The 12,541-nt window shown below is 69.9% G+C and carries 9 protein-coding genes, 1 tRNA gene and 1 pseudogene; 1 reads left to right on the plus strand and 10 read right to left on the minus strand.

What is annotated here, in order from left to right:
* Positions 1-184: 184 nt before the first annotated feature.
* The 7 genes from rho to DN051_RS13455 all read right to left on the minus strand — a co-directional run bounded on the left by rho (position 185) and on the right by DN051_RS13455 (position 9,852).
* Positions 185-2,194 (minus strand): transcription termination factor Rho, encoded by a 2,010-nt coding sequence (rho, locus tag DN051_RS13425; RefSeq protein WP_053761960.1) that lies wholly within the window; start codon positions 2,192-2,194, stop codon positions 185-187.
* A 405-nt stretch (positions 2,195-2,599) separates the two neighbouring features.
* Positions 2,600-3,529 (minus strand): homoserine kinase, encoded by a 930-nt coding sequence (gene thrB, locus DN051_RS13430; protein WP_112438764.1) that lies wholly within the window; start codon positions 3,527-3,529, stop codon positions 2,600-2,602.
* 258 nt (positions 3,530-3,787) lie between these two features.
* The gene (thrC, locus tag DN051_RS13435) at positions 3,788-4,846 is read right to left on the minus strand and encodes a threonine synthase (protein ID WP_053761962.1); all 1,059 of its coding nucleotides are present in this window, start codon (positions 4,844-4,846) and stop codon (positions 3,788-3,790) included.
* 6 nt (positions 4,847-4,852) lie between these two features.
* Positions 4,853-6,151, minus strand: coding sequence for a homoserine dehydrogenase (locus DN051_RS13440; protein WP_112442244.1), 1,299 nt, complete (start codon positions 6,149-6,151; stop codon positions 4,853-4,855).
* 155 nt (positions 6,152-6,306) lie between these two features.
* Entirely contained in the window at positions 6,307-7,698 is a 1,392-nt protein-coding gene (gene lysA / locus DN051_RS13445) for a diaminopimelate decarboxylase (RefSeq protein WP_053761963.1), read from the minus strand.
* A gap of 15 nt (positions 7,699-7,713) precedes the next feature.
* Positions 7,714-8,988 (minus strand): ArgS-related anticodon-binding protein NrtL, encoded by a 1,275-nt coding sequence (gene nrtL, locus DN051_RS13450; protein WP_112438765.1) that lies wholly within the window; start codon positions 8,986-8,988, stop codon positions 7,714-7,716.
* Between the two features lie 330 nt (positions 8,989-9,318).
* On the minus strand, positions 9,319-9,852 hold the full coding sequence (locus DN051_RS13455) for a response regulator (protein ID WP_112438766.1): 534 nt from the start codon (positions 9,850-9,852) through the stop codon (positions 9,319-9,321).
* A gap of 124 nt (positions 9,853-9,976) precedes the next feature.
* On the opposite strand from DN051_RS13455, the gene DN051_RS13460 reads away from it, so the two are divergent.
* A tRNA-Arg gene (locus DN051_RS13460) sits at positions 9,977-10,048 on the plus strand.
* Between the two features lie 175 nt (positions 10,049-10,223).
* Here the strand turns inward: DN051_RS13460 and DN051_RS46125 are convergent.
* The 3 genes and pseudogenes from DN051_RS46125 to DN051_RS46485 form a co-directional block, all read right to left on the minus strand.
* Complete coding sequence (locus DN051_RS46125) at positions 10,224-10,739, minus strand: DUF6083 domain-containing protein (RefSeq protein ID WP_112442246.1); 516 nt, start codon at positions 10,737-10,739, stop codon at positions 10,224-10,226.
* Between the two features lie 62 nt (positions 10,740-10,801).
* Entirely contained in the window at positions 10,802-12,175 is a 1,374-nt protein-coding gene (locus DN051_RS13470) for a tyrosine-type recombinase/integrase (RefSeq protein ID WP_112438767.1), read from the minus strand.
* Positions 12,172-12,340, minus strand: a pseudogene (locus DN051_RS46485) (helix-turn-helix transcriptional regulator). The gene DN051_RS13470 and the pseudogene DN051_RS46485 overlap by 4 nt, the downstream one beginning before the upstream one ends.
* Positions 12,341-12,541 lie beyond the last annotated feature (201 nt).

Raw genomic sequence — 12,541 nt, forward strand, 5'->3', positions numbered from 1 at the left:
GCTCCTCGGCTCTCCTCCGGTCGATCGCCCCCGCGGTCCGGAACAGGCGTGTACCGCACCATCGTCGCCCCGTACGGTCTGACGGGAAAACTCGGCACAGGGTTGCACACAAGACTGTGAGGGGCCGCTCCCCGTCACCTGGGTGACGGGGAGCGGCCCCTCACGGTTGCCCTGTCCGGACGGATCAGTCGCCGTTGCCGGGGGTCGGCGTCGTCTTCTGGATCTGCAGCAGGAACTCGGCGTTCGACTTCGTCTGCTTCATCTTGTCGAGCAGCAGCTCGATCGCCTGCTGCTGGTCGAGCGCGTGCAGCACCCGGCGCAGCTTCCAGACGATGCCGAGCTCCTCGCCGCTGAGCAGGATCTCCTCCTTGCGGGTGCCGGACGCGTCGACGTCCACCGCCGGGAAGATGCGCTTGTCGGCGAGCTTCCGGTCGAGCTTGAGCTCCATGTTGCCGGTGCCCTTGAACTCCTCGAAGATCACCTCGTCCATGCGGGACCCGGTGTCCACCAGGGCGGTGGCGAGGATGGTCAGCGAGCCGCCGTCCTCGATGTTGCGGGCCGCACCGAAGAAGCGCTTCGGCGGGTACAGGGCGGTCGAGTCGACACCACCGGACAGGATGCGGCCGGAGGCCGGGGCGGCGAGGTTGTACGCACGGCCCAGACGCGTGATCGAGTCGAGCAGCACGACGACGTCGTGGCCCAGCTCCACCAGTCGCTTGGCGCGCTCGATGGCGAGCTCGGCGACCGTGGTGTGGTCCTCGGCCGGACGGTCGAAGGTCGAGGAGATGACCTCGCCCTTGACCGACCGCTGCATGTCGGTGACCTCTTCCGGACGCTCGTCGACGAGGACGACCATCAGGTGGCACTCGGGGTTGTTGTGCGTGATCGCGTTGGCGATCGCCTGCATGATCATGGTCTTGCCGGTCTTCGGCGGGGCCACGATCAGACCGCGCTGGCCCTTGCCGATCGGCGACACGAGGTCGATGATCCGGGTCGTCAGCACACCCGGGTCGGTCTCCAGACGGAGCCGGTCCTGCGGGTAGAGCGGGGTCAGCTTGTTGAACTCCGGGCGGCCACGGCCGTGTTCGGGCGCCATGCCGTTGACGGAGTCGAGCCGGACCAGCGCGTTGAACTTCTCGCGGCGCTCGCCCTCCTTGGGCTGGCGCACGGCGCCGGTGATGTGGTCGCCCTTGCGCAGCCCGTTCTTGCGGACCTGGGCGAGGGAGACGTACACGTCGTTCGGACCGGGCAGGTAGCCCGAGGTGCGAATGAAGGCGTAGTTGTCGAGGATGTCCAGAATGCCCGCGACCGGGATCAGGACGTCGTCCTCGGTGATCTGCGGCTCGCTGCTGCCCATCTCGTCGCGGCCACGACGGCCCCGGCGGTCCCGGTAGCGGCCGCGGCGGCCCCGACGGCCACCGTCGAAGTCGTCGTCGCTCTGGCCCTGGCTCTGGCTCTGCCCCTGGCCGCCCTGCTGCTGACGCTGCTGCTGGCCCTGGCCGCCCTGCTGGTCGTCGCCCTTGTTGCGGCGGTCCCGGCCACGCTCGCGGCGGTCCCGGCGACGGCCCTCGCCGCCGTCCGCGTCACCCTGCTGTCCGGGCGCCTCGGTCCTGGACTCGTTCTTCGCCTCGGCCGCGATCCCGCCCTGCGCGTCGGGGCTGCCCGCCTCGGCGGTGGCCCGGCGACGGCGGCGCTCGCCGGAGGCGTCGTCTCCCCCGCGCTCGGCTTCGCTCGCTCGGGCGGCACTCCCGGCCGGCTGGCCGGGGATCTCGATCTGCTGCTGGGCCACGGCCTTCTCGGCCGGCGCCTCGGCCTTCTTCTCGGCCTTGGCGGCCTTCTCGGCGGGCGCGTCGTCACCCGTGCGCGCCTTCGAGGTGGTGCGCCGCTTGGGCTTGGCCTCGCCGGCCGCGTCGGCGCCCTTCGCCGAGGCTCCGGAGCCTGAAGCGGCCTGGGAGGCACCGCCGCCCTGCGCCTCCTTGATGACCTCGATCAGCTGGCTCTTGCGCATACGCGCGGTGCCCCTGATACCGAGGCCGGATGCGACCTGTTGCAGCTCGGCCAGCACCATGCCCTCGAGGCCGGTACCGCGGCGGCGCCGGGAGCCTGCACCGGTGGCAGGCGCGGAGGCGTCCGTGGCGGGCGCGGCAGCGGTCTCCTCGACACGTGCGCCCATCAGATCGGTGGTGTCGCTCACGAAGGGTCCTTCCCTGGAGCGGACGTCGGCCTGTCTGGCTCGGCGACCGGTTGTGCTGTCCGGCTTCGGTCCTTGCTGTGCGAACCGTGCCGGGGCGGTGGTCCGCCAAAGCGGCGGAGGAAATATCTGGTGATGGCGCTTCCTGAAGCCGTGGCACCCAGTGTCACGTGGCGTGGTCGCACCGGTTCCGGAGCGTGCCCGTCGGACCGCTCAGTGTCGACGTACGACGTACTGCCCGCGTACGAGGTACAGAACACTGTGCGGCTTGGGGAGCTCCCGGAAGAATGTCTGTCCCGGACTGGGACACGAGGCACCTCGCCATGGTGGGGTCGGGTGCAGACTTGAGGTTAACACTACCGGATCCAACAAACATTCCCCCTCTCCAAATCCGGCAATCGCGTGCTTTTAATCGGTGCTCGCGGTCGCGAGCGGCAGCACGCTCGCTCCCTGCGGATCCAGGGCCAGCCGGTTCGCGGCCCAGTCCCGGCCCGCCAGCTGTTCGACCTTGTCGGCCGTGCCGGCGTCGGCCAGCGCCATGACGGTGGGTCCGGCGCCGGAGATGACGGCCGGGATGCCGTCCGCGCGCAGCCGCTCCACCAGGGCCGCGCTCTCCGGCATGGCGGGCGCGCGGTACTCCTGGTGCAGTCGGTCCTCGGTGGCGGGCAGCAGCAGCTCGGGGCGCCTGGTGAGGGCCTCGACGAGCAGGGCGGCACGGCCCGCGTTGACGGCGGCGTCGACGTGCGGCACCGAGCGCGGGAGCAGTCCGCGCGCCGTTTCCGTCAGGACGGGCTTTCCGGGTACGAAAACCACCGGAACGATGGAATCGGCGGGCTCCATCCTGATCGCCCGGGCGCTCCCGGCTTCCATCCAGGACAGGGTGAAACCGCCCAGCAGACAGGCCGCGACGTTGTCCGGGTGGCCCTCGATCTCGGTGGCGAGTTCCAGCAGCGCGGCGTCGTCGAGCTTGGCCTCGCCGCCTATGGTCACCGCTCGCGCGGCCACGATGCCGGCGCAGATGGCGGCCGAGGAGGAGCCCAGGCCGCGGCCGTGCGGAATGCGGTTGGCGCAGACGATCTCCAGGCCGCGCGGCTGCCCGCCGAGGGAGTCGAAGGCGGTCCGCAGAGAGCGGACGAGAAGGTGGTTCTCGTCACGCGGCAGCGTGTCGCTGCCCTCACCCGCGATGTCGATGTGCAGCCCGGAGTCGGCCACCCGGACGACCACGTCGTCGTAGAGGCCCAGCGCGAGGCCGAAGGCGTCGAAGCCCGGGCCGAGGTTCGCGCTGGTCGCGGGGACGCGCACCCGTACGGCGGCGGCGCGGAAGGCTGGACCGGCCATCGCTCGATGACTCTCCTTGAGCTGCGTGACTGCCGAAGACATTCGATGACGTACGACGAACCCGGGGCCGTCCTGGGCCGGGAGGCCGGACGCTGCCCGGCTGCGGAGACGACGCGGCACCGCGGCATATGCGGCGGGCGGGTTCAGTACAGCCTATCGAAGGAAGGTTCTGTGGCGACATAGGGCGCACAGGAGGCGCACGATGCGTGTCGTAAGCCCCCTGTGCACCCCCCACCGGGAAGACCCCCGGCGGCGGTGTCACACCAGGCCGAGGCGCTCGGCCGCCGTCGCCGCGTCGACCGGGACGGTGACCGGCTGCGGGGCGCCCGCGACGGCCCAGTCGGGGTCCTTGAGGCCGTTGCCGGTGACCGTGCACACGATGCGCTGACCGGGGTCGACCTTGCCCTGTTCGGCGGCCTTCAGCAGACCCGCCACGGACGCGGCCGACGCGGGCTCGACGAAGACGCCCTCCTGAGCGGCCAACAGGCGGTAGGCGCGCAGGATCTCACGGTCCGTCACCTCGTCGATGAACCCGCCCGACTCGTCGCGCGCGGCCAGCGCGTACTGCCAGGAGGCCGGGTTGCCGATCCGGATCGCGGTGGCGATCGTCGACGGGTCCTTGACCACCTCACCGCGCACGATGGGCGCACTGCCGGAGGCCTGGAAGCCCCACATGCGCGGGGTCGCGGCGGCGAGGCCGTCCGCGGCGTACTCCTTGTAGCCCTTCCAGTAGGCCGTGATGTTGCCCGCGTTGCCGACCGGCAGGACATGGATGTCGGGCGCCTGCCCGAGCATGTCGACGATCTCGAACGCGGCCGTCTTCTGGCCCTCGATACGCACCGGGTTGACCGAATTGACCAGCGCCACCGGGTAGTTGTCGGAGAGGGCGCGGGCCAGCGTGAGGCAGTCGTCGAAGTTGCCGTCGACCTGGAGGATCTTCGCGCCGTGCACCAGCGCCTGGCCCATCTTGCCGAGCGCGATCTTGCCCTGCGGCACGAGGACGGCGGAGACCATTCCGGCCCGTACGGCGTAGGCGGCGGCGGACGCCGAGGTGTTGCCGGTGGAGGCGCAGATGACCGCCTTGGCCCCCTCCTCCTTGGCCTTGCTGATGGCCATCGTCATCCCGCGGTCCTTGAAGGAGCCCGTCGGGTTGGCGCCCTCGACCTTCAGGTGGACCTCGCAGCCGGTGCGCTCGGAGAGCACCTGCGCGGGCACGAGGGGCGTTCCGCCCTCACGGAGCGTCACGACCGGCGTGGTGTCGGATACCGGCAGCCGGTCCCGGTACTCCTCGATGATTCCGCGCCACTGGTGGGTCATTGCTGCTTACTCTCCTTCAACCCGCATGATGCTGGCGACACCCCGCACGGTGTCGAGCTTGCGCAGCGCCTCGACGGTCCCGCTGAGGGACGCGTCGGAAGCGCGGTGCGTGACGACGACGAGGGACGCCTCGCCGCCGCCGTCCTGCCGTCCTTGCTGGCGAACCGTATCGATCGACACCCCGTGCTCGGCGAACACCGTGGCCACCTGGGCGAGAACACCCGGTTTGTCGGCCACGTCAAGGCTGATGTGGTAGCGCGTGACGACCTCGCCCATGGACGAGACGGGCAGCGCGGCGTACGCGGACTCGCCGGGCCCGGTCGCGCCGCTGAGCCGGTTGCGGCAGACGGCGACCAGGTCGCCGAGGACCGCGGACGCGGTCGGGGAGCCGCCGGCCCCGGGGCCGTAGAACATCAGCTGCCCGGCGGCGTCCGACTCGACGAAGACCGCGTTGTAGGCGCCGCGCACCGAGGCGAGCGGATGCGTCAGTGGAATCATGGCCGGGTGCACGCGCGCGGTGACGGACCCGCCGTCCGCGGCCCGCTCGCAGATGGCGAGCAGTTTGATGGTGCAGCCCATCGCCTTCGCCGAGGCGAAGTCGGCGGCGGTGACCTCGGTCATCCCCTCGCGGTAGACGTCGTCGAGGCGCACCCGTGTGTGGAAGGCGATTCCGGCGAGGATCGCGGCCTTGGCGGCGGCGTCGAAGCCCTCGACGTCGGCGGTGGGGTCGGCCTCGGCGTAGCCCAGCGCGGTGGCCTCGTCGAGGGCCTCCTGGTACCCGGCGCCCGTGGAGTCCATCTTGTCGAGGATGAAGTTCGTCGTGCCGTTGACGATGCCGAGGACCCGGTTGACCTTGTCGCCCGCCAGCGACTCGCGCAGCGGGCGGATCAGCGGGATGGCGCCGGCCACGGCGGCCTCGTAGTAGAGGTCCGCGTCGTGCTCCTCGGCGGCGGCGTGCAGCGCGGCACCGTCCTGGGCGAGCAGGGCCTTGTTCGCCGAGACGACGGAGGCACCGTGCTCGAAGGCGGTCGTGATCAGCGTACGAGCGGGCTCGATGCCGCCGATGACCTCGACCACCACGTCGATGTCGCCGCGTTTGACCAGCGCGGTCGCGTCGGTGGTGACGAGGGCCGGGTCGATGCCCTCGCGCACCTTGTCGGGACGGCGGACCGCGACGCCGGCGAGCTCCACGGGCGCGCCGATCCGGGCGGCGAGGTCGTCGGCGTGCGTCGTCATGATGCGCGCCACCTCTGAGCCGACCACTCCACAGCCCAGCAGCGCCACCTTCAGCGGACGCGTACGCATCATCCGACCTCGTTTCTTCCTACCGTCACGGTTGAACCAGTCTCACGCACCGGACGGGAGTTTCTGCGTCATGTCCGGATTGTGAGACAACTATTTCATTTTTCCGGCGGCGGGAAACCGGAGATCTTCCGCCGCCCCGGCACCCGTGTGGGACATCACCCGACGTCGAGACGCAGCAGGTCCTCCTCCGTCTCACGGCGGACGATCACCCGCGCCTCGCCGTCCCGCACGGCGACCACCGGCGGACGCAGCACATGGTTGTAGTTGCTGGCCATCGACCGGCAGTACGCGCCGGTCGCGGGTACGGCGAGGAGGTCACCGGGCGCCAGGTCGGCCGGCAGGAAGGCGTCCTTCACCACGATGTCCCCGCTCTCGCAGTGCTTGCCGACCACCCGGGAGAGCATCGGCCCGGCGTCGGAGGCACGCGAGACCAGCGCGACGCTGTACTCGGCGTCGTACAGCGCGGTGCGGATGTTGTCCGACATGCCGCCGTCCACGGACACATACGTCCGCAGCCCGTCGAGGGGCTTGATGGTGCCGACCTCGTACAGCGTGAAAGCGGTCGGGCCGACGATGGCGCGCCCCGGCTCGACCGAGATGCGCGGCGTACGCAGGCGGGCGGCCTCGCACTCACGCGAGACGATCTCGGTCAGCGCCTTGGCGATCTCGTGCGGCTCGCGCGGGTCGTCGTCACTGGTGTACGCGATGCCGAGACCGCCGCCGAGGTCGATCTCCGGCAGTTCGACACCGTGCTCGTCGCGGATGTCCTTCAGCAGCCCGACCACACGGTGTGCGGCGACCTCGAACCCGGACATGTCGAAGATCTGCGACCCGATGTGCGAGTGGATGCCGATCAGTTCGAGCCCGTCGAGCTGGAGGGCGCGCCGCACGGCCTCCGCGGCCTGCCCGCCGGCCAGCGGGATGCCGAACTTCTGGTCCTCGTGGGCGGTGGCGATGAACTCGTGGGTGTGCGCCTCGACACCGACGGTGACACGGATCTGCACCCGTTGCCGCCGGCCGAGCGACCGGGCGATGTGGGCGACACGGACGATCTCCTGGAAGGAGTCGAGCACGATCCGCCCGACCCCCGCGGTCACCGCCCGCTCGATCTCCTCGGGGGACTTGTTGTTGCCGTGGAAGGCGATGCGGTCGGCGGGCATCCCGGCGGACAGCGCCGTGGCCAGCTCACCACCGGAGCACACATCGAGGTTCAGCCCCTCCTCGTGCAGCCAGCGCACGATCGCCCGGGACAGGAACGCCTTGCCGGCGTAGAACACGTCGGCGTCATGCCCGAAGGCGGTACGCCAGGCGCGGGCGCGGGCGCGGAAGTCGGCCTCGTCGACGACGTAGGCGGGGGTGCCGAACTCCTCGGCGAGCTGCTTGACGTCGATGCCGCCGACCGTGACGACTCCGTCGTCGTTCCGGGTGACGGTCTGCGCCCACACCTTCGCGTCGAGGTCGTTGAGATCGGCGGGCGGGGCCGAGTAGTGGCCCTCGGGCAGGACATCGGCGTGACGGGGCCCGGCGGGGTGTGCGGAACGGCTCATTTTCGGCGTGCTCTTTCAGAGATGGTCGGGTGCGTCGATGCCGAGCAGGACGAGGCCACCGGCCAGCACCGTCCCGGCGGCTTCGGCAAGAGCGAGCCGGGCACGGTGGGCGGCCGAGGGTTTCTCCTCACCGCACGGGAGGACGGCGGGCAACAGGACGAGCACGGCATCGGCGACGGTGACGAGGTGCCGGGCAAGACGATCAGGACCGCGATCACGGGCGGCGGCGGCGAGGATGCGGGGGTACTCGGCCAGGGCCGCTTCGAGGGGAGCGGGGGCCGGGTGGGGGAAGGTGGGTTCGCCGTGTGCCGCGTCCGGCACGCGACCGGGGTCGGCCTCGAAACCGAGGTCGCCCGCGTTACGGACGGCGGCCCGCACGCGGGCATGCGCGTACCGCACCCGGAAGAGGGGGTTGCCCTCCCGCTGGACAAGATGGTCGGAGCTGATCCGGGGCCGGTCGTGCGGCGCGGGATGCAGCAGGGCCCAACGACCGGCGTCACGCCCCAGAGGGAGCGGCGTGGTGAGGGCGGGGGTGGGGCGGAGGGGTGGGTGACGGAAAGCGGCGGGCACGTCGGTCCTGGCGAGGGGGGCGGGCGTATCGGGCCCGGTGAAGCGGGCCGGCACATCGGGCCCGGCGACAGGGGGCGGCGTGTCGAGCCCGGCGACGGGGGTACGCGTATCGGACCAGGTGAAGCGGGCCGGCGCATCGGGCCCGGCGACAGGGGGCGGCGTGTCGAGCCCGGCGACGGGGGTACGCGTATCGGTCTCGCCCCAGGCGTCGATGCGAGCGCCGAGCACGGACTCCCACTCCGGCTCGAGCGGTCCCGCACAGCTCGTGCGGACGAGGGCCCCCTGGGAGCGCAGGATCCGGGCGACGGCGTCGGCGACGACGGCGGCGCGCACCTCATGGGCGCAGTGCACCTGGACGACCTGCCCCGCGAGGGCGTCGGAGTGCCCGTAGCGCGGGCCGTCGCGGAGGATGCGGCGCACGAGGCCGGTCGACGCGGCTTCGTCGAGGGCGATGTTGAGGAACCCGGGCCCGGTGATCTCGACCCCGGTCACTCCATCGGCCCCCGCGAGGTACGGCCGGAGCACCTCCGCGACCTGCCGCGGCGGCCGCCCCGCCGGGCGCGCGAGCTGAAGGGCGACGTTGGTGGCGTAGTCGCCCCATCCCCCGGGCCGCGACCGCTCGACCACGACCCGTGCGGGCACGCTCACACTCAGCGCCCCGTCGTCAACAGCACACCGCACCGCGCGCAGCACGGTGCGGGACAGCTCGACGGGGGTCACGGGACAAGCGTATGGGAGGAGGGGGGTGGGTATGCGAGTTGGTTTGCGGATGGTCCGGGATGTGGACGGCCCGGCGACCGGCCGGTCCGGCCGGTGTTCCAGGTGACCCGGTTCGTCCGTTTGATCCCGCTGGACCGAAGATCGTGCGACTGGACTGCTTGCCCGTCACCGGGTCGGCTCACTCAGCGGCGCGCCCTCCCGGCCCCGGACGGAACGCCTCACGACCGAGACGCTCACCCCACCGATACGTCTACCGATGCCCGCGAATCGGATCCTCCGTCGGAGTGCTCAGCCGACGAAGTACGACGGGGTACTCAGCCGGCAAAGCGCTCAGCCGCTCGCCCGACCGGCCCGCTCGGTCTCACCGGCACCGAGCAGCCCACCACCCACTCCAGACTCACCGGCCCCACCACCCTCTCCATCGCCGTCATCACCGTGACCGCGCCGCTCCATCAACCGCCCTACGAGCTGCACGAGTTCGTCGGGCTCGAAGGGCTTGGAGAGGAAGGCGTCGACGCCGACGTCGAGGCCGGCTTCGACCTCGTACTGCGTACAGGCACTGACGATGGCGAGGGGCAGATCGCGGGTCCGCGGGTCGGCACGCAGCCGGGCGGCGGTCCGGAGCCCGTCCAGCCGCGGCATGACGACATCGAGCGTGACGACATCGGGCTGCACCTGATGGACGACATCCAGACACTCGGCACCATCGGCCGCGGTCACGACCTCGAGGCCCTCCAGCTCGAGATTGACCCTGATCAACTGCCGGATGACCTTGTTGTCGTCCACAACAAGCACCCGGCCTGACGCGCCTGGCACAACTCGAGAGTAGGTGGGGACCGGCCACCGCGTCCGGCTTTTCCCCACTTCCGACCCGCACGGGCCCTCGACGCCCCACCTGACCTCGGATCGCCCGCGCGTAAAGCGTTCATGGACACCCCGTCGGAGCTGGTAGGGTTCTACCCGTCGCAGCGAACACCGCGAACGACACGCCCCCGTAGCTCAGGGGATAGAGCAACGGCCTCCGGAGCCGTGTGCGCAGGTTCGAATCCTGCCGGGGGCACTTCGCAGGAAGTGCCTAAAGACCCCGCCATCAGCAAGGACGCTGAGGACGGGGTCTTCGCGTATGTGCAGGCGTGTGCTGCCGGAAGCGGCCATAAGCCGGGCTCTGTGGACTATTCGTGGACAGGATCTTGGGGCATCTTCCCTGGTCAGCCCCGAGGTTTCCGAAGTGGCCATCAAACGGCGTCAGGCCACTCCTCAGGGGGTGGGGGTGGTCCGGGATCGTCCTGCCGCTCCGCGCGCCGCGCGTTCTCCCCTCGCAAGCTCGTCAACCACGGCCACAGATCCGGCAGAGGTTGTGCCGGGCAGGCCAGGCGGTGTTCGACACGGCACCGCTGGGACTGGTCCGGCGGACACACTCCGTAGACCGTCACCCGCCCATCAGGCAGCTCGATCCACCGATGCTCCGCCGGCACCGTATGGGCCAGCGGATGCATGTCCGGCTCCAGCAACACCCAGTCCTGATCAAGCGTCGCCACGCGATCCTGCAGCAGCCCGCAGTATGGACAGCGAGGCTGCCCACCGCCCAGCCGCCGCGGCTTCTCATCCAAAACCCCCATGCTGTGAGAGTCGTCGGCCCGCCGGTCCGGGCGTAGAGCGCGAACCAGACGGAAACCCTGGGGCAACCGTGCGGCAGCGAGACGAAACATGACGCGGCAGGTGCAGCCAGCAACCAACGGCCGACGGCACATGGCCGAGATACGGCGAAGCCCCCAGCCCGTGAGGGTTGGGGGCTGACGGCCTACGTGCGTAATCACTCGTATTCGCGCAACAACTCCTCGATCTTGCGGTTGGCGATCTCCTGGCGTCCGTCAATGCACTTGGCGTAGCGGCCCAGCAGTACCTCCACGCTGTTGCCCGCGCGTTCGGCGACCTCCGTCGGGTCCACCCCGGAGTTGAGCCAGGTCGACAACGCCGAGTGCCGAAGGTCGTACGGGCGCGCCGCGAGCGGTGAGGCGACCACGGCCGGCGAAAGCGCCAGCGCACGAGCCTCCTGCCAGACGCGGTAGTACGTCGACGAGCCGACCACTCCCCCACGCTCGTTGGTGAACAGCCGCCCGTCCTTGGCGGTGCCGAACGTGTCGAGGTGCTGTCGGAGGATGGCGACGAGCTGGGGCGGGATCGGCACGAGCCGGACCTCTTCCGCGGGCCGGTTCTTGAGGCCCCGGTCGTCATGAGTTTCGCCGGAGTCCGTCCATTTCTTTCCGACGCTGGGACGCGTTCGGTTCAGCAACACTGCCCCCCAGCCGACCTCGGATAACTTCAAATCCGCATCAGTAAGGCCGACTGCCTCTGCCGGACGCAAAGCGCCGTAGTACATGCAGGCGAACAGGCCCACAAGTCGGCGGCCACGCGCCCGGCCGTACCCACCAACATACGAGACTGCAGTCAGCAGAGAACGAGCCTGCTCGGGATTGGCGGCCACCCGAGGATCAACCTCTCCCGCCACCTTCGGCTTATTCCAGCGGATTGCCGTGATCGGGTCTTCTTTGAACTCCCCGAGGTCCACTGCATAGTGCATTGCGTTGACGAGTGTCCGACGCTTACGCCGGACGGTCTCCGCGGCAGCAGCCGTCCCATCGAGTTTCAGCTTGAGCGAGTCCAGGAGTGCCCTGCCGATCGCAGCGTCACCGAGGTCCGAGAGCGGGCGCGACGCCTTGGCCACCCAGTGCAAGGTGTTCGCGATCTCAGTCGGCAATTCACGGTCATCCGGTCCGGGGAGGAGAAAAGCCCAGTTGCGAAGCGCCTTCCTGATCAGCTCCTCAGACGGCTGCCCCGGACGATCGTCGAGGAGGGCCATCGTCACGGCAGTCAGGGCCTCATTGATCCCGTTGCGCGTGTTCGGCGCCGCGTGCGGCCACTTCATGGCGAGATACTTCAAAGCGAAGGCATACCAGGTCATCGAGGCCGCCTTTTCGACCATCGAATCAGGCAGCCCAGTCGTCGTATCGAACTCTTCACCGGCGTGGGCAGCTCGGAGCAACTTGGACCGGTAGTGGTCCGCCAGCCCTTTGGTGCGGAACTGTTCGGAGAACACGTTCCCGGCAACTGTCCATCGGACGTCATAGGACGACTTCTTGGTGTTCCTCTTCCGAACACCCCACACCTTCACGTCGAGAGACTTCATGCCGCCGCCTCCAACTGCCTCAGCCAGGCGGTGAAGTCACTCCGCCACACCCGGAGCTCCCCATTGGGCAGCTTGAAGGCAGCTGGCCCCTGCCCGAGATCGCGCCACCGGTAGAACGTCCGGCGAGACACCGCCCAATTCGTCCAAGACCTGGCGAACAGTCACCTGGAGGATCGTGGACTGCTCGTGGACTGGTACGCGGTACGCGACTGCTTGCCAGACGCTGGCCAGCGTCGATGCTGGGTGCCGCAAAGGCCTCCGGACACGTCTCCCAGGACTGCAAGTCCATCGTGCGATGCTCGGCATCGCACACCTGCACAAACTAGCCCTCCCGGGATACCCCAGAGCCAGTCCGAGGCGGTCGCC

It is taken from the genome of Streptomyces cadmiisoli (assembly GCF_003261055.1).
GTDB lineage: Bacteria > Actinomycetota > Actinomycetes > Streptomycetales > Streptomycetaceae > Streptomyces > Streptomyces cadmiisoli.